General features: G+C 68.5%; 17 protein-coding genes and 6 pseudogenes. 7 read left to right on the top strand and 16 right to left on the bottom strand.

What is annotated here, in order from left to right; all coding sequences use genetic code 11:
• Positions 1-312 precede the first annotated feature (312 nt).
• The 5 genes and pseudogenes from ACIPWY_RS04680 to ACIPWY_RS04660 form a co-directional block, all read right to left on the bottom strand.
• Positions 313-1,713, bottom strand: a complete 1,401-nt coding sequence (locus tag ACIPWY_RS04680; RefSeq protein WP_393703288.1) for an MFS transporter — start codon at positions 1,711-1,713, stop codon at positions 313-315.
• 491 nt (positions 1,714-2,204) lie between these two features.
• Positions 2,205-2,318 (bottom strand): annotated as a pseudogene (locus tag ACIPWY_RS04675) (diguanylate cyclase); the annotation flags it as partial.
• Between the two features lie 80 nt (positions 2,319-2,398).
• Positions 2,399-3,166, bottom strand: coding sequence for an SDR family NAD(P)-dependent oxidoreductase (locus ACIPWY_RS04670; protein WP_393703084.1), 768 nt, complete (start codon positions 3,164-3,166; stop codon positions 2,399-2,401).
• Positions 3,167-3,626: 460 nt separating this feature from the next.
• Positions 3,627-3,836, bottom strand: a complete 210-nt coding sequence (locus ACIPWY_RS04665; RefSeq protein ID WP_393703086.1) for a hypothetical protein — start codon at positions 3,834-3,836, stop codon at positions 3,627-3,629.
• 133 nt (positions 3,837-3,969) lie between these two features.
• A complete protein-coding gene (locus ACIPWY_RS04660; RefSeq protein WP_401532201.1) occupies positions 3,970-4,599 on the bottom strand; it encodes a hypothetical protein in 630 nt (209 codons plus the stop codon).
• Between the two features lie 136 nt (positions 4,600-4,735).
• Between ACIPWY_RS04660 and ACIPWY_RS04655 the strand changes: the two genes are divergently transcribed.
• Positions 4,736-5,107 (top strand): hypothetical protein, encoded by a 372-nt coding sequence (locus ACIPWY_RS04655; RefSeq protein WP_362905120.1) that lies wholly within the window; start codon positions 4,736-4,738, stop codon positions 5,105-5,107.
• Here the strand turns inward: ACIPWY_RS04655 and ACIPWY_RS04650 are convergent.
• From ACIPWY_RS04650 to ACIPWY_RS04635, 4 genes and pseudogenes are all read right to left on the bottom strand, one after another.
• On the bottom strand, positions 5,100-5,630 hold the full coding sequence (locus tag ACIPWY_RS04650) for a hypothetical protein (RefSeq protein ID WP_362905122.1): 531 nt from the start codon (positions 5,628-5,630) through the stop codon (positions 5,100-5,102). The two genes, ACIPWY_RS04655 and ACIPWY_RS04650, sit on opposite strands and share 8 nt — an antisense overlap.
• Before the next feature lie 178 nt (positions 5,631-5,808).
• Positions 5,809-5,898, bottom strand: a pseudogene (locus ACIPWY_RS04645) (cupin domain-containing protein); the annotation flags it as partial.
• A gap of 31 nt (positions 5,899-5,929) precedes the next feature.
• Complete coding sequence (locus tag ACIPWY_RS04640; RefSeq protein ID WP_401532199.1) at positions 5,930-6,850, bottom strand: NADP-dependent oxidoreductase; 921 nt, start codon at positions 6,848-6,850, stop codon at positions 5,930-5,932.
• A gap of 384 nt (positions 6,851-7,234) precedes the next feature.
• Positions 7,235-8,161, bottom strand: coding sequence for an SDR family oxidoreductase (locus tag ACIPWY_RS04635; RefSeq protein ID WP_362905126.1), 927 nt, complete (start codon positions 8,159-8,161; stop codon positions 7,235-7,237).
• Between the two features lie 82 nt (positions 8,162-8,243).
• On the opposite strand from ACIPWY_RS04635, the gene ACIPWY_RS04630 reads away from it, so the two are divergent.
• Positions 8,244-8,819, top strand: coding sequence for a TetR/AcrR family transcriptional regulator (locus tag ACIPWY_RS04630; protein ID WP_393703095.1), 576 nt, complete (start codon positions 8,244-8,246; stop codon positions 8,817-8,819).
• A gap of 219 nt (positions 8,820-9,038) precedes the next feature.
• On the opposite strand, the gene ACIPWY_RS04625 is transcribed toward ACIPWY_RS04630, so the two are convergent.
• Together ACIPWY_RS04625 and ACIPWY_RS04620 are read right to left on the bottom strand one after the other, a co-directional pair.
• The gene (locus ACIPWY_RS04625; protein WP_362905130.1) at positions 9,039-9,266 is read right to left on the bottom strand and encodes a hypothetical protein; all 228 of its coding nucleotides are present in this window, start codon (positions 9,264-9,266) and stop codon (positions 9,039-9,041) included.
• 77 nt (positions 9,267-9,343) lie between these two features.
• Positions 9,344-9,808 carry an SRPBCC family protein gene (locus tag ACIPWY_RS04620; RefSeq protein WP_362905132.1) on the bottom strand — a complete coding sequence of 155 codons (465 nt, stop codon included), beginning with the start codon at positions 9,806-9,808 and terminating at the stop codon, positions 9,344-9,346.
• Between the two features lie 46 nt (positions 9,809-9,854).
• Here ACIPWY_RS04620 and ACIPWY_RS04615 point away from each other — a divergent pair, with 46 nt between their 5' ends.
• Positions 9,855-10,463: a TetR/AcrR family transcriptional regulator gene (locus tag ACIPWY_RS04615; RefSeq protein WP_401532198.1), complete on the top strand. Its 609-nt coding sequence runs from the start codon at positions 9,855-9,857 to the stop codon at positions 10,461-10,463.
• A gap of 111 nt (positions 10,464-10,574) precedes the next feature.
• Here ACIPWY_RS04615 and ACIPWY_RS04610 read toward each other — a convergent pair.
• Positions 10,575-10,655, bottom strand: a pseudogene (locus tag ACIPWY_RS04610) (hypothetical protein); the annotation flags it as partial.
• A gap of 301 nt (positions 10,656-10,956) precedes the next feature.
• Here ACIPWY_RS04610 and ACIPWY_RS04605 point away from each other — a divergent pair.
• Together ACIPWY_RS04605 and ACIPWY_RS04600 are read left to right on the top strand one after the other, a co-directional pair.
• Complete coding sequence (locus tag ACIPWY_RS04605) at positions 10,957-11,883, top strand: NAD(P)H-binding protein (RefSeq protein ID WP_401532197.1); 927 nt, start codon at positions 10,957-10,959, stop codon at positions 11,881-11,883.
• Positions 11,884-11,921: 38 nt separating this feature from the next.
• Positions 11,922-12,039: pseudogene (locus tag ACIPWY_RS04600) on the top strand (transposase); the annotation flags it as partial.
• A 281-nt stretch (positions 12,040-12,320) separates the two neighbouring features.
• Here ACIPWY_RS04600 and ACIPWY_RS04595 read toward each other — a convergent pair.
• Positions 12,321-12,899, bottom strand: a complete 579-nt coding sequence (locus tag ACIPWY_RS04595) for a TetR family transcriptional regulator (RefSeq protein ID WP_362905138.1) — start codon at positions 12,897-12,899, stop codon at positions 12,321-12,323.
• A 120-nt stretch (positions 12,900-13,019) separates the two neighbouring features.
• Here ACIPWY_RS04595 and ACIPWY_RS04590 point away from each other — a divergent pair, with 120 nt between their 5' ends.
• Together ACIPWY_RS04590 and ACIPWY_RS04585 are read left to right on the top strand one after the other, a co-directional pair.
• Positions 13,020-14,003, top strand: coding sequence for an aldo/keto reductase (locus ACIPWY_RS04590; RefSeq protein WP_401532416.1), 984 nt, complete (start codon positions 13,020-13,022; stop codon positions 14,001-14,003).
• A 116-nt stretch (positions 14,004-14,119) separates the two neighbouring features.
• Complete coding sequence (locus ACIPWY_RS04585; RefSeq protein WP_401532196.1) at positions 14,120-14,521, top strand: VOC family protein; 402 nt, start codon at positions 14,120-14,122, stop codon at positions 14,519-14,521.
• A gap of 145 nt (positions 14,522-14,666) precedes the next feature.
• Here the strand turns inward: ACIPWY_RS04585 and ACIPWY_RS04580 are convergent.
• From ACIPWY_RS04580 to ACIPWY_RS04570, 3 genes and pseudogenes are all read right to left on the bottom strand, one after another.
• Positions 14,667-15,247 (bottom strand): annotated as a pseudogene (locus ACIPWY_RS04580) (Tn3 family transposase); the annotation flags it as partial.
• A 7-nt stretch (positions 15,248-15,254) separates the two neighbouring features.
• A pseudogene (locus ACIPWY_RS04575) lies at positions 15,255-15,464 on the bottom strand (LCP family protein); the annotation flags it as partial.
• Positions 15,465-15,667: 203 nt separating this feature from the next.
• Positions 15,668-16,177 (bottom strand): transglycosylase SLT domain-containing protein, encoded by a 510-nt coding sequence (locus ACIPWY_RS04570; RefSeq protein ID WP_362905142.1) that lies wholly within the window; start codon positions 16,175-16,177, stop codon positions 15,668-15,670.
• Between the last annotated feature and the right edge of the window lie 323 nt (positions 16,178-16,500).

The following is a 16,500-nucleotide window of genomic DNA, read 5'->3' as shown; positions in this document are numbered from 1 at the left end:
CTCCGTAAGCCTGCCCGGAATGGATGATCTTGCGTCGGCCACCGCATTCCGGACCGGTGTACCGACGCACTCGTTCGGCGGTGACCGAGTTCACCGGTTCCCGGCTCACAGAACTCGCTTCGCGATGTGGACAAGCCACAGTTCACATGCGTGACAGGCCGTGTGCCTTCTGCCTCGCCCAAACGGTCTCGACACCACCCTGCCTCCCGTCGGCGACCGCCACAATCCGGGAGCCGGCGGCATCGAGACCTCATAGCGCCGTGTCATCGGCGGGCGTCCAGGACCGCTGTCCGGGTCGGGGTCCGACCAGTGTCAGCCTTGGGTGGCATGACAGTGCCCGTGGGCGACTTCGGGCGGGCACGGGGCCGCGGTTACGCCCGGGTCGTTACGCCGCTCGACGAGCGCGATGCCCAGCGCCAGCAAGATGGCGGCGATGCCGACGCCGACGGACGCTGCCACGGCCAGCCGGTAGTCGTCCCCGCTCGAGGTCAGTACCACGTAGTACGTGCCGGGCAGTGCGGCCGTCCCCACTGCCCCGCCCAGGCGCTGTCCGGTCTGCAGCGCACCGCCGGCGGCGCCCGCCATCCGCACCGGAACATCCCGCAGCGTCATCGTCACATTCGGGGAGATGACGAAGCCACTGCCGATCCCGCCCACGAGGAGGGCGGGGGCAGCGGCCCAGACGGCGACCGACGGCGGGGCGAACCTGAGCAGCAGCGCCGCCGCGGCGAGCCCGACGACGACGCCGCCCAGGCCGAGCACGGTCAGCAGCCTGCCCATCCGCTCCACAAGCCGTCCGGCCACGACGGCCGCTCCCGCGGAGCCCACCGCGAACGGTGTCACGGCCAGTCCGGACTGCAGCGGCGAGTAGCCCAGGCCGTTTTGGAAGAACAGTGCGAACACGATCCACACACCGCTGAATCCCATGAAGTAGAGCGTCGCCAAGCTGGCACCGGTCGCATAGCCACGGGTTTCGGTGATCAACCTTGGATGCAACAGCGGTTCGCCGCCTCGGGCAGCGACTCGGCGCTCCCACCGCGCGAAGCCGACCAGCAGCAGTGCTCCTACTGGGAAGAGCCACCACAGACGGCGCACGCCGCCGGAGTCGGCTTGGACCAACGGCAACAGGACCGCCAGGACACCGCAACCGATCAGGGCAACGCCCGACAGATCGAGGTGTCCCCTCTTGCCCGGGGCGACGCGGGGCAGCAGCCGGTAGCCGAGTACGAGTGCCACGGCACCCACGGGAATGTTGACGAAGAAGATCCAGCGCCAGCCCTGGGGTCCGGTGGCCAAGGCGAGGATGACGCCTCCGGTGATCGGGCCGACCGCACTGGAGATGCCGACAGTGGCGCCGAACAACCCGAAGGCGCGAGCACGCTCGGCTCCGGTGAACATCTGTTGGATCAGCGCAGAATTCTGCGGAGCGAGGCAGCCGGCGGCGATTCCTTGCGCCATGCGGGCGATGACGAGCAGGGTGATCGTCGGGGCCGCCCCCGCCGCGACGCTGCACAAGACAAAGGCCGCGAGCGCTCCGAGAAAGATCCGGCGTCGGCCGATCGCGTCGCCAAGGCGTCCGGCCGGCACCAGCGCAAGCGCGAACGTCAGCGCATACCCGGACACCACCCATTGCACCGCGGCCGGGGAGGCGCCCAGATCCCTCTGCATCGAGGGGAGCGCGACCGCGACGATCGTCACATCGAGCAGGATCATGAAGCCCGCCACCAGCGTGACCCACAAGGCCCGCCACCGGCTCGGATCTGGCCCGCCTCCTGACTTCGCCGTGCCTGGTGGTCGCCCACTCGGTTCCACACGGGCTCCTTTCGACGGAGTCACGACCCAGTGTCCGTGCACACGAGGGCCAGACATCGCACCAGCACCGGAATCAGGCGTGCTGACGACCAGAGGGCCGGCCTCGCCGCTGTACCGCGGTAACTCCAGGTTTCGGAGTACGGGCAATCATCACTGGTCGTGACGGCGAGTGGAGCCATCGACACCTGGATATGGGCCCGGTGGCACGATCTTGCGGGCATGGCGGCGGCCTTGCGTCAGAGCCGGCCAGGCCGGGGAGACGATTCGTACGACGTAGCGGGTGCCGAAGGCGTTCGCTGTGGTGGCGAGCTCAGCGGGCCGGTGACGTCCAGCAGCTGCACACTGCCGAAGGCGGCTCCTACGACCCGTGGTCGTGGTTCGCTGGTGGGCTGTTCGGCCCACGGGGAGTCCAGGATGGTGCGTACGAAGTCCCCGCGCTCGAAGCCGTGCACGTAGTGCGCGGGCGCGTCGGCTTTGACGTTGCCGAACGTGGTCTGTGGCTCGGGCGCAGGGCGACGCTTCCAGTCCACGAATCACCAGATGGGCGCCTTGGCTGTGCGGCCGTATGACCCACTGTGATTCCTGGTCAGAACCAGCCGCCGTCGGCCTGGACGGTCCGGCCTGTGATGAACGAGGCGTCGTCCGACACCAGGAAGGACACGACTGCGGCGATCTCAGCGGGCTGGGCCATCCTCCCGAGCGAACTGGCAGTACGGATGACGGTATGGAAGTCAGCGTCGATGTCGGGGTGGACGTACTGGGAAGCCACGTGGTCGGACATGTCGGTGACAGTTCCCCCCGGTGCGATGGCATTGATATTGATGCCGCGCCGGCCGAGTTCGGGGCTGAGGTTGAGCGCGATGCATTCGACGGCGGCCTTGCTCGACGCATAGAGGGCGTGGTGAAAGACCGCCTTGTGGGCACTCCCTGATGACGTCAGTACGATCCTCCCTCCTTCGCCCATATGCCGTACCGCGTTCTGCACGGCGAAGAACTGGCCCCGTGCGTTGACGGCGAACACACGGTCGAAGTCGGCGGGGGTGACGGCTTCCAGCTTGCCGAAGTGCTCGATTCCGGCGTTGCTGGCCAGGATGTCGAGTCCGCCGAGAGCATCGGCGGCCTCATCGGTCAGCCGCCGGATCTGGTCCGGATCGCTGACGTCCGCTTCGATCGCGACCGCGCGGCGGCCATCGGCGGTGATCTCGTCGGCGAGTGCTCGGGCCGCGTCGCCGCTGCTCCGGTAGTTGATCGCCACGTCGGCCCCGTCAGCGGCGAGCCTGCGGGACACCGCCGCGCCGATCCCCCGTGCGCCACCGGTGACCAAGGCCTTCCTGCCTGCCAGCTTTCCGCTCATCGGTCGTCTCCCGTCACGGCGATCCGGCGGTCGTGCCGAATGCGGTTAGCGCGGTGCGCGAACCCCAGAACTCAGGGCAGCAGGTGGCTCTTTCACCTCGCATACGGAGGAAGAGGGGCCTGCCGTGGTCGTTCTCGTCAGGCGGGCGCGCCCACGTTCACCACCCGGCCACCGGCACCAGAATTGTCCGGCCGGAGCCAGGGCGCCACTCGGAGCGCCGGCCCAGCCCCGCCGGGGCCCACTGCCGCAGGTGTTCCAGCGCCCTCGTAGTCATTCAAGCCGGCGGTGTGGCGGAATTCGTGGCAGCGCGGAAGCCCGCCGAGCAGTGAGGCTCCCGCTGGAGGATCTCTGCTCTCGCTCGGTGAGCAGTTGCTGCATTGCGCAGGATGGAGGAACGCGAGCGGGTTCGGGGCCGGGCCGGCGGGATGCCGCCGTCCTGCCCGACTCACCGATGCTGCGCTCACTGCTCGTGAAGGGCGCTGCGTTTCCCGGTGACCAGGCCGTCGTTGATGCCCAGTACGGCAGCCCGGATGCCGCCACCAGCCACCCGGCGTGCAGTGCGGCCAACCGCAGCGAGTTCGGTCTCCGCGACCGCGTCACCCTGCGCGCTGCGTTGGGATGGATCCCAACGTGGCGCGAGCACCGACCAGTCCGGGTCCGTCGACGCCATGCCGCAGCCTCCCTCGCCACCCGTCGGATCAGGCTACGTCGCAGCCGTCCCGAGCCGGCGATCCGCCGACGAAGCGGAATGTCGTGCCGCTGCCCGCAGGGCACGAAACACCTCCGGCTTTTGCCGCAGGCGATCAGGCTCTCCTCGTCGCCGCGCGCTCCACAAGCCGCGAGCCGACGCACGACGTGGACGGTGAGGGCGTCGCCACGCACTGATCGACATCCTGACCCACAGCGCATCCGCGATGAAGCTGCGCCGGCTCATCGGCGGGCAACGCAACCCGGAACGCCCCGTCGGTGTCCGGCGCGACTGGTTCGCTGACGGTCGCCGTCATCTCGGTGATCTCGTCCATGGTCTGCTGCATCGCAAGCTGCGCCATGGCCGCCGCGACATTGGCCAACCGCGCCGGGTTGGTCCGAAGCGGTCCTGACCTCTTGGCGAATTCGAGGAATCCCTTGATCTGGCCGCTGTCCCCCTTCAGCACTCCCGTGCTGAGACCTGTCGTGGCACTCTCCCTCAGCCCGTACTTGTCGGCACGCTGCGCGGACTCCTTGGTCAGCTTCACCCAACCACCCGAGTTGGCAGCGACATCGGAAGCTGCCTGTGCGACTACAGCCGCGTTGCCGAGGGCGGGTCGGAGTCGTTGCAGTGCGAGGTCCTTCGACGGCAGTCCTTCAGAGACGAGGAAGCGTGCGACCGCCGTTGGATTCCCCATGACCGCCAGACCATCGCCGTCACTCATCAGCTGGATCTCGTGATCCATGGTCGACTCCTTACGTGCCTCTTCCCCTCCCAGGAGGGGGAGGTTCGGGCGTGACGCGGACGTGCGTGTCGGCCGGAACGGGGACCGAGCGACAACGGACGTCTGGACAGCTGCATCGTCTTCGAACGCCCCAAGAGTGCCCACTGATCACGCTGCCGCCCCGGAAAACCTCGAGATCCCCGACACAACGGCGCCGAGGACTCCGGGCTCCGGTCGCCGGCTGATCACTCACCTCTTCCAGGAGGAGATCCTCCCGGAGCCGCAGCTGGAGGAGATGTTCACCGTCCCCTCGACCATCGAGGGTGCCGACATGAGCGCCGGGCTTCAGCTTTTCGAGTACGGCGGCAAGGTGTACTGGCTCAAGTCGGGCGCCCGCTACGGCCACAGCGCGGTCGTCGTGGCCACCCGCGACCTCTCCCGCACCCTCGTCCACTCGGCCAACTCCACGCACGCGAAAGGTGAGTTGAAGCCGGTGGCCCGGCGGATCGCGTCGGCGGCGCTCAAGTAGCCATGGCAAGCGGCACAGGCGAGGTGAGCGCCTCCAGCCGCTTGATCTTCCTGCGGACGATGTACAGCGGGATCACCCCGAAGACCCCGAAGGACATATCGATGACCGACCACCAGAAGGGGATGCCGCGGAGCGGTCCGCAGATCAGGGCGAGCGGGACGATGCCGGCGCAGGCGATCATCGCGAACTCGACGACCCAGATGTTGCGGACCGGGTCGCGGTAGGGCCCGTAGAAGGCGACGGCGATCACGAGGTGTGCGAACGCCAGCCAGTCCGTGCCGTACAGCAGGAAGGGGTACTCCTCGTCGGCGACGTCGAGCCCGTGCCGTACGTGCTCGATCCAGTCCATGAGCGCGGGCAGGTGCTCCGGCACGGACAAGGACCTCAACAGATCCTCGGCCCAGTGCAGTTCATGCACCAGAGGGAAGGCCGTCGCCCCGCTCAGCACGAGGCAGACGACGAAGAGGACCAGCCACGCACGGATGCCCTTGAGAAGGGCGAGTCTGTCACCACTGTCACTCATGGCAGGAGCGTACGCCCTACTTGAACGTGTTCAAAACTCGCCCTCGGGTGACCGGGATCGATAGTTGGCATGAGGCAATGTCTGCCCTGTTGTATCTCGCGAACCCGCACACGTTCTGGCACCCGGACCGACTCATGGTGACGCACCGCTGCGTCGGCACGCGAGCGGCGCGTCGCATGGGACGCGGGGCGCGCAGGTGCGCCCTCTCCTTCGGCTCCTCCCCATCGACCACCCTGAGCATCGGCTGACCCGGCGCGCACACAATGGTCCCTGGTGAGCGCCGGGCCGTTCGAGTGTTCTCAGCCTTCAGCGACACGGATGATCGTCTTGCCGGAGGTACGCCGGTCCGGGGCAAAGGCCGCCGGGGCCTCGGCGAGGGGCCGAACCGCTCCGACGACGGGCTTCAGCCGACCATCGCGCAGCCGGGTGGCGAGGTCGACGAGGCGGGCGCGGTCGGGTTCGACGACGAAAAACACGGCGCGCCCGTCCTCGGGGTGGACGGCGACCGGGTGGGCGATGGTGACCACGGTGCCGCCGGGGCGAATCAGCGCGGTGGAGCGGTCGAGGATCTCGCCACCGATGACGTCGAACACCACGTCCACCTGGCCGATGTCCTCCAGCCGCTCGGCCTGGAGATCCAGGAAGGCGTCCACGCCCAGGGCCCCTGCGGTGTCGCGGTCAGCGGCACGGCCGGTGCCGATCACGCGGGCTCCGGCCTCACGGGCGAGCTGGACGGCGAGGGAGCCGACGCCGCCCGCGGCACCGTGGATGACCACCGTCTGACCTGTCGTGAGACGGGCGTGGTCGAACAGTCCCTGCCAGGCGGTGAGGCCGGAGATGGGCAGGGCGGCAGCCGTGACATGGTCGACGTCGGCGGGGAGCGGGGCGAGATTGCGGGCCTCGACGGCGGTGTACTCGGCAAGGGAGCCGTCGCGCGTCCAATCGGTCAGTCCGAAGACCCGCTGCCCGACGGTCAGGCCGGTGGTGCCGTAGCCCAGCTCCGTGACCACGCCAGACAGCTCATGACCGGGGACGCTCGGGGTACGGTCACGGCCCGCCCGGTCGGTCCAGGTGCCGGGCCAGGCCAGCTCACCCGGGGTGAATCCGGCGGCGTGGACGCGCACGATCACGTCGTTCTCCGCCGCGTGCGGGCTGGGCAGTTCGGTAAGAGCGAGGCCACTGACACCGGCTTCGCGGTCCTTCACGGTGATGGCTTGCATGGGAATTTCCTCAGGGGCTCTGCCATGGGCCGGCCATGGTTCTGTCCACGGTCCGTCCGGCCATGGTGCTCGTGCGGGGTTCCAGGTTCACCGTAAACATGAAGCGGACCAGTGAGCTGGTCCACTTGACGGCTATCCGACTGGGCCATTCGTGGAGGGTCAGGCTTCGCGATCTGGGCGCCAACGGTCACAGGCGGGGGTCCGCGGTTTGTGTACAGAGCCCCGGAATTCATCGTCCAGGAACACCAGCTGACCGGATTCGGTTGCCCGGCTCGAACTTCCAGGTCAGCGACGCAGCCCGTGGGTACCCGTAACTCGGCGGAGCGATCCACGAATACACATAGATCGCACAGGGCAGCCGAATGTCGGGCACCCACAGGCTGGTCAGACGGTGCTGGCGGGGGTGTCGAAGTAGCGGCCCTTTTCGAGGTCTTCGAGGAGGCCGGGGTGGGTCGGCTGCCAGTCCAGCAGTTCGCGGGTCAGGGTGTTCGAGGCCTGTACGTCGAGGCCGATGAAGGGGCTCAGCCAGGTGAAATGCTCGGCTGCGGCCTCGGGGACCACGGAGGCCACCGGCACGTCGAGGTGGCGGCCGATCACCTCGGCGATGTCACGGAGCGCGACGCCCTCGTCCGCGACGCCGTGCAGCGCTGAACCGGCGGGGGCCTTCTCGACGGCCAGACGGAACAGCCGCGCGATGTCGAGGCGGTGGACCGCCGGCCAGTGGTTCGCACCCTCTCCGAGGTAGCCGGAGACGCCGTGGGTGCGGGCGGCGGCGATCAGGCCCGGCACCCAGGCATAGTCACCCTCGCCGTGCACGGACGGGGGAACCCGCACCACCGAGGAACGCACTCCGCGCCCGGCGAGGGCGAGCACGGCCTGGGCGGTGGCCGTGCGGATCACATACGGCGAGTCGTCGATCACGGGCTCGTCCGCCTCGGTCACCACGCGTCCGGCCGGGAAACCGACGAAACCGGAGGCGATGACGAAGGGGCGGCCACTACCGGCGAGCACGTTGCCGAAGGTGTCCACGACGCGGCGGTCGGCCTCGGCGACGGGCCGGTAGTCGCCCGTGCTGAACGCGGCCGCGCCGTCGAAGGCAAGGTGAATCACCCCGTCCGACGCGGCGGCGGCGTCCCGCAGGATCTCGAGATCGCCGAGGGTGCCGCGGACGACCTCGGCGCCGGCGGCTGTGAGTTGGGCGGCGGAGCCATCGGAGCGGGCCAGCCCGACGACCTGATGCCCCGCCCCGATGAGCTCGGGGACGACGACGGAACCGATGAAGCCGGTCGCTCCGGTCACAAAAATGCGCATGAGGAACCTCAACACTTGATTGCAGTCACTGCAATCAACCGTACACCTGATTGCAGTGACTGCAATCGCGTAGGATCCACCCATGGGCAGATGGGAGCCGAACGCGCGCGGGCGCCTGGCAGCAGCGGCGATGGAGCTCTACAGCGAGCGCGGTTACGAGCAGACCACCGTGGCCGAGATCGCCAAGCGCGCCGGGCTCACTGAGCGGACCTTCTTCAATCACTACGCCGACAAGCGTGAGGTCCTGTTCGCCACCGCCGGCGAGTTTCAGGAACGGTTCGTGGGGGCGGTCTCCGGTGCGCTGAAGTCCGCGGCGCCGATCGACGCGATCGCGGTGGGTCTGGACGCGATCTGCGAGATGCTCGCCGGCCAACGCGACTTCGTCCGCACCCGACAGGCTGTGATCATGGCGAACCCCGAGCTTCAGGAGCGCGACCTGATCAAGCTCGCCGCCACCACGGCCGCGCTCGCCGACACCCTGCGCCGGCATGGCGTCGCGGAGCCGGCCGCGAGCCTGGCCGCGGAGTCGGGAGTCAGCGTATTCAAGGTCGGCTTCCACCGCTGGATCGCGGCGGACGAGGAACGCGCTCTGTCTCGGTTGATGCGAGATGCGATGGACGAGCTCAAGGCCGTGACCGCGGGCGGCCAGGCCCGATGACGTGAAGGGCCTGCCAGATGGCCGTCACCGGCCGCGCTGCAGACCACAGCCCGCTCATCGCCGGCCGGCCAGGCAACCGCAGCCCGCTCGCTGCCCGCTTTCGGGAATCCACGAGCCGGTCCCTCGCACCGCGGCCTGAACAGGCGACCGGTTCCTGAGACGGCCGTCGAGCGACACGCTCCGAGACCACGGAGAGGGAGATCGCGTGATGCAGTACCTTCAGCCGGCGCACGAACTCGTCGGCAAGGTGCTGGTAAGGGCCGTCCCGCACGGTGTCGTTCGGGTGCTTTTCGGATAGAAGCCGGTGCGGTTGACCCCGGCCTCCGCGGCCGGCGTCTTGACGTCGCCGCGTCCGCCGGGCGGGGGTTCGCCGCGCAGAAGGCGGTCCATGGCGGCGCGGATCGCTTCCTCGTTGCGTCGGCGTTCGGCGCTACTGATCTGGCTCATGAGCTCTCCGTGATCTGCGGCGGCGATTCCGGCGACGATGCAGCTTCGTTGGACAGAAGAGCCGATAGGTACCGACGTCAGGATCCGGCAGGGGACGCGTGTCGAGCCAACTCGGTGGCCAGGCGTCGCATGACCGTCCGGTTGGCGCGTCGAATCGTGGCCCGGACGACTGGTGCCAGCACGCGGTCGGCGAGCGGGGTGTGGGCCCAGGCGTACGTGAACGACACCTGGCTCCCCCCGGTTCGCAGCGGCTCGATGGTGTAGGTGCCGTTTGCCAGGCGCCGGCCGGCCGCGCTGACGTTCCGTTCGACGATGCGCCGCGGCGGGGCTGCCTCGACGACCTCGATGGCGACGTCGGTCTTCGTGCCGCCCAGCGCGGCCGTGACCGTGGCACACGATCCGATGCCGCGGACGGGGCCGCTGTAGCGCCAGTTGGTCAGGTAGTGGTCGGTGAATCGCTCGTGGTGAGCCATGACATCGAGGAAGTCGTAGACCTGCTCGGGCGTCTGCGGTACGTCGATCGACACGGTGACGGACTTCATGTACCACACGGTACACAGGGCATGTACCAATTGGTACACTCGTGAGGTGGTGAATACGGTCGACTCAGATCCGGAGGGTGAGGCAGCGCCCGGCAAGGACGGGGACCGGCGTGCTCAATTAGTGAACGCGGCGGTCGACTACGTCGCGGCACACGGCATCACAGACCTGAGCCTGCGCGGCCTGGGTGCCGCGATCGGCGTCAGTCACCGCATGCTGATCCACTATTTCGGCTCCAAGGAACACCTGCTCGTCGAGATCGTCCGGACGTCGGAGCAGCGCCAGCGCGAACTGCTGTCCCGGCTGCGGCTGGAGCCCGGTCTCTCGCCCGTCGATGCTGCGCGTCTCCTCTGGCAGCAACTGACGGACCCTCAACTGGCCGGTCAAGAGCGGCTCTTCTTCGAAATCTACGGGCAGGCGCTGCGAGGCCGTCCCGAGGCTGCCCCGGTCCTCGAAGGGCTCGTGAACGACTGGCTGGAGCCGCTCGTGGCCGCCGAGGTCGCCACAGGGGTGGACCCTGCCGTGGCCCGGAATCGCGCCAGGCTGGGACTCGCCACCGTCCGCGGTCTGCTGCTCGACCTGCTCGCCACCGGTGACCGCGACGGTGTCAATGCGGCTATGGAGGACTTCCTCCGGCTGTATTACGGCTCGACGTGACGGAGTCGCCGATCGGGCCCAGGGCCGGACGGCGACCACCGTTCGAACATGCGGCGCCGAAGCAGATTGGAACGGGGCTGGCAGGTACTTGTAGAGCGTGGTCCGCGAGACACTCAGGAGCTTGGCGATCGACGTGATCGTGTCTCCGGATCGGTCGGCAAGCCGCGGGCGCCGCACCTGTTGCTCCGTCATGGCGGTCGGCCGGCCGATCCGTTCACTATGGGCCCGTGCCGCCGCCAGGCCCTCGTGGGCGCCCTGCACGATCAGTTCGCGGATGAACTCCGCGAACACGTGGACACCAGACGGCGCCGGGCGTGGTGGTGTCGAGTGACTCGCGCACTGGCGGTACCGGGCCCGGCATCTGCGGCGCCGACGGCCCAAGGCGGCTACTCCTGACGGGTGACCCCCGCGACCGGGGCGTGCAGAGGCGCGGACCGCGCGCCATAGATAGCCATAGGTAGACGGAACGCGTTGTCGACTGTGGGAGGGCACCTTGCCGAGCGCTGATCCGATCCTGGTCACCGGTGCCGCCGGTGGCATCGGAGGTGTGGGTGGGAAAGTCGTCAGGGAGTTGCGCGAACACGGGGTGCCGGTGCGAGCCCTGGTGCACCACGACGACGACCGTGCCGCCGCCCTGCGGGCCATCAGCGGCGTCGAGGTGGTGGTCGGTGATCTCACGCGTGGGGCGGACGTGGTGGCGGCCCTGGAGGGATGCCGCAGAGCCTACTTCGGGATGAGCCCTTCGGACGACTACCTGGAAGCCACGGCGACCGTGGCGGCAGCGGGCCTTGAGAGCGGCCGGCTGGAACTGCTGGTGAACATCTCCCAGATGACCGTTTCTCAGATGAACCTCACCAGCAGCACGGAGTCGCGCCAGCAGCGGCTGCACTGGCTCTCCGAACACGTCCTCAACTGGTCCGGGCTGCCCGTCGTCCACATCCGGCCGACGGTGTTCATGGAGAACCCACTCTTCGGCATGCTCGCCGTGGCCTCCATCCGACGCGACAACACCATCCGCCTCCCCTTCGGCACCGCACGCACCTCGCCGGTGGCCACCCGCGACGTGGCCGACGTGGTCACCCGACTGCTGCTCGACCCTTCACCACCGGTCGGCCGGGTCTACGAGCTGACAGGCGCCGCCTCACGCGACATGACCACGATCGCCGCCGAGTTCTCCGATGCGCTGGGACGCACCGTGACGTACCTCGACGTGCCATACGACGAATGGGTTGAGCACGACCTCAAGCCGCTGGGTCTGACGCCGCATGTCTTTGCCCACATCTCCACGATGGCCCGACTGCACAGGGAGAACCGCTACGACCGGAGCACCAACGATGTAACGGAACTCCTGGGCCGCCCGCCATCGGGCTTCGAAAGCCTGGTCGAAGCTACACCGGGACTGCGGGCCGAGAAGGGGTAGGCCCTGGGGGGACCCTCCGAGCGGCTGCAGCAGCAGTCGAGGGCGTGATCTGGCGCTTCAAGACGGGCAGGCAGTGGCGGGAGATGCCGCAGGAATTCGGGCCGGATCCACCGTCCACAACCGCTCCGGCAGTGGCGGGACGCCGGTGTTTTCTCCCCAGGTTGCCCTCGCCGCCATCTGCCCCGTCGCCGGCGTCGCCAGCGGTGGCCCTCACGTGTGCGCCCGTCACCCTGCCCGTGTTGCCGTCGCCGCCGCCAGTTCCCACAGTTGTCAGTTGTGGGTTCGTAGAGGGTGTCGGTTTCCACGCCTTGGGCGCCGGCGCCGCCGTTCAAGATGACGCCGGTCGTGCACTGTTGGCCGTCGCTCGGTCTGCACCCTCGCCGCAGGCGGCTCCGCCCACGAGTTCGGGCAACCAGCTCGAGTGATCAGCGCTTGGTCTATCCGCGTGGTGTGGTGATCTGCCGTACGGCGTGGACGACGGCGGCGCGGTGTTGGATCAGTCGCTGCGCCGGCCACGGGGCGCTTCCGCCGGTCGGGCTCATACCGCCTGCGAGGCTGAACCAGGTCTGGGTCAGCGCCAGCACGAAAGCCACCAGGTCCTCCGGGCCGAGCTCCGGATCAACTCGGCCCTGCTCCTGGGCCGCCGCCACGGCTGCGGCCTTCGCGGTGTAGGTGGCGGCCTCCTGGTCGGTGGCGCCGGGGCGCTCCAGCAGTTTCCAGGAGAGCAGCCGCATCAGGTCGGGGTGGGCGACCAGCTCGTCGAAGATCCGTCCCGCGACTTCGGGAAGGTCCTCGGCGTCGAAGAGCACGGTTTCCGTGCCCACGGCCAGCACCCGCTCGATCACCGCGTCGAACAGCTGCTCCTTGTTGCCGAAGTAGGCGTAGATCCTTTGCTTGTTCGCACGGGCCGCCTCGGCGATGCGGTCCACCCGGGCGCCGGCCAGGCCGTGCGCGGCGAACTCGGCGGAGGCGGCGTCCAGAAGGCGTTCTTTGGTCGCGGCGGAATCTCGGGGCATGCCGCCACTCTAGCAAGTAACCATCCAGTTGGTTTGACACCCGCGACGGCGTATCCCACGATAGAAACCATCCAGTTGGTTGCCATGACTTGGGTGACCTCGACACAAGGAAGATCAATGATGGAACTCCGCACGCTCGGCAGTCAGGGCCTCACCGTCTCCGCCCAGGGACTCGGCCTCATGGGGATGAGCGCCTTCTACGGCGGCACCGACGAGGCCGAATCGCTGGCCACCATCGACCGTGCCCTGGAACTGGGCGTGACCCTGCTCGACACCGCCGAGATCTACGGCCCCTTCACCAACGAGCAGCTCCTCGGCACAGCGCTCACCGGCCGCCGCGAGCAGGCCGTGATCGCCACCAAGACCGGAATCGACATCGGCGACGACGGTGCGGTGACCGGCCTCAACGGGCGCCCCGAGTACATCCGCCACGCTCTGGACCGCTCCCTGCGCCACCTGGACACCGACTACGTCGATCTCTACTACCTGCACCGGGTCGACCCGCAGGTGCCGATCGAGGAGACCGTCGGCGCCATGGGTGAGCTGGTGGACGCCGGCAAGGTCCGCCATATCGGCCTGTCCGAAGCCTCGCCGCAGACCATCCGCCGCGCCCACCGCACCCACCCGCTGACCGCGGTCCAGACCGAGTACTCGCTCTTCGAGCGCGGCATCGAGCAGAACGGGGTCGTGGCCACCCTGAAAGAGCTCGGGATCGGTCTGGTCGCCTACGCGCCGCTGGGGCGTGGCTTCCTCTCCGGCGCGATCACCAGCCCGGACGACTTCGCCCCCGACGACTACCGCCGCATCGACCCCCGCTTCCAGGGCGAGAACTTCCAGCGCAACCTGGCCGTGGTCGACGAGGTCCGCCGGATCGCCGCAGCCAAGAAGGTCACGCCCTCCCAGCTGGCCCTCGCCTGGGTCCTGCGCCAGGGCGCGGTCGCCATCCCGGGCACCAAGCGCCGCCGCTACCTGAAAGAGAACAGCGCCGCTGCCGCCGTCACCATCACCGCGCAAGAGATGGCCGCCATCGATGCGGTCGCCCCGCACGGGATCGTCGCCGGCGACCGCTACACCCCCGACCAGATGCAGCTTCTCAACGGGTGAGTACGGGGCCTCCCGGCAGGCGGCCCGCCACGGCTCGGTCTCCCTGGAGGCCGAGAACCAGCAATCCAAACAGTCCTGGACGCTTGCGTAAGCGGCGTCTCGGCATCCGGAAAGAGATGAGCACAATGATCGACCACGTCTTCCTGACGGTAAGCAACAGGGAACGCTCAGTCGAGTTCTACAGCCAGGCGCTGAAGCCGCTGGGCATGCGCCACGTGTTCGACTTCGATGGCTCGACCGCCCCGGAGTGGGTCGGCGACCTCGCGGGGTTCGGCACCGACACGGCCTTCACGTTCTGGCTGCGCGAAGGCGACAGCCAGGGACACGCCGCGCACGTCGGCTTCACCGCTCCCTCGAGAGAGGGCGTCGACGCGGCGTACGCGGCGGCCATGGCAGCGGGGGCGACCGACAACGGTGCACCTGGGGAGCGCCCCTACTTCGCTCCCGGGTACTACGCGGCCAACGTCCTCGACCCCGATGGGTACAGCCTGGAGTTCACCTACCACGGGCAGCCCTGACCTGGAGGTTTTCCGCAGGCCTGCGGGGACGGTGATGGTCCGGTCCGCCCCGCTTCACGGCGACGGCACCAGCACTGGCGGGAGAAGCGCGACGACTCGCCCGTGACGGCGTTCGGTCGCCCTCAGGGGGCACCTGAACGCCGTTTCAGTTCAGGAAACAGGCTCTGGCTGACGCTCGATCCTCGTCGTCGGCGTCGTCCTCGACAGCGCGCGGGTACCGGAACGGGCGCAGGCCCTGACCGGGGCCGCCGGCCTTGACGTTGAACAGGCAGCGGCTCAGGAAGTTGATGTGCCGGCCCTTGAGCGGGGAGAGGCGGGCGACGTCCTCGTCCTTGATGTCCCGACCCTCGCGCGCAGTTGGGCGACGGCGGCGTCGAGACAGCGGGTGTGCCACAGGGCGACGGTGTTGAGGACCAGACCGTGGGCGGCGAGCTGGTCTTCTCGGCCCTCGTCGGTACGCCTGGCGGATCTGCCCGCGTCCGCCATGGCAGATCACGCGGGCCAGGCTGTGGCGGGACCATGCACGGTGAGCTGCCGATTCATCAGGCGACGGCAGGTGTCGTCGACCGGGGCGAGCAGGTGCATGGTCTTGTCGATGCGGCCGTACTCGGCAAACACAGCGCCGAGCGGGGTGGGGTGACCCTCGCAGCCGAACATCCGCAGCAGGTCCTAGGCGCGGACCTGGTTGGTGATGAGCGATCCGGCGACCCGGAGCATGTCCGGCCAGTCACCGCGGCCGGTCGACCATCGTGTCGCGGGGAATGCTGACGACGGAGGCCATTTTGTGGCTCATGTCGACGTGCAGCACCATCGCCGTGTCCGAGCGGGCGCCGGTGACGCCCGTGCCGTACTCGCCGTGTGTGCCGGCGCGCGAGTCGGAGCCGAGGAGGAGGATGTTCATCGACTCGTCGTGGCCCGAGTCCGGACCGTTCTTGCCCAGCGCGGTGTACGTGATGACGCGCAGCCGCTTCCTGCGTGACCTGCCGCGTGAGCGGTGCAGGTTCGCGGACCCGTGGTCGGGGTGGTCACGGGGCATCGGCTGAGGGCGCGTTCCCTTCGTCTCCGCTGGTGTGCGGCATGGGCGCTGCCCTCCGTTCGAGGGTTGTGATGTGCCGTGGATCAGTTACGGCCTGCGATGACGACGACTCAGTACGCGGAGTTGACGTTGTCGATGGAGCCGTAGCGGTCGGCGGCGTAGTTGGCGGCCGCGGTGATGTTGGCGACCGGGTCCGTCAGGCTCTTGGCGGTGCCGGAGACGTGGTAGGCGTCGAAGGTCGGCTGGATGACCTGCAGCAGGCCCTTGGACGGGGTGCCGTTGACCGCGTTCACGTCGTAGCCGTTGACGGCGTTCGGGTTGCCGGAGGACTCGCGCATGATGTTGCGGTGCAGGCCCTCGTAGGAGCCGGGGATGCCCTTGGCCTTCATGATCTTGAGGGCGTCGTTGATCCAGCCGTCGACGTCGTTCCCGCCGGTGGCCTTCTCGGTCGAGACCGAGTGAGCGGCCTTCGGCGTCGCGGCGGGCTCGGCGGCCTGCGCGGGGGACGGGGCGAAGGTCAGTGCTGCGCCCGCGAGACCGGCGGCGGCCAGGACCGTGACGGTGGCGCGCTTGAAGCGGGTGGGGCGAGCGGCAGCGGTGATCGGGGTGGAGAAGGTCATACGGGATTACCTCTTCATGTGGGGGACATCGTGCGGCGCCGGCCGCTGTGGGTGGCGCCTGGAGCGGAGTCGGGATCCGCGTCCTGACCCGGGGGTCCGGAGCGAGCGCCTTCGCTCGTGCTCCGACCCGTTCTCCGGGACGACAGCCATAGTTAGCGATGCCCGAGAGAGGGCGCAAGGATGTGACGTACTACCCCACTACGGAGGGAATGTCCGAAATGACCAAATAGGGCGCCTTCTATGTGCCTCTGGGCGGCCTCACCAGCTACTATCGCCACTAGTATGTGACCTGGCTCCTATGGGGTGCTTCACAGGCTCGACCC

The organism is Streptomyces sp. NPDC090032 (genome assembly GCF_044748025.1).
In the GTDB taxonomy this organism is placed as follows: Bacteria; Actinomycetota; Actinomycetes; order Streptomycetales; family Streptomycetaceae; genus Streptomyces.
The sequence above is the reverse complement of the archived record's forward strand: the minus strand, read 5'-3'. Positions and strand labels throughout refer to the sequence as shown.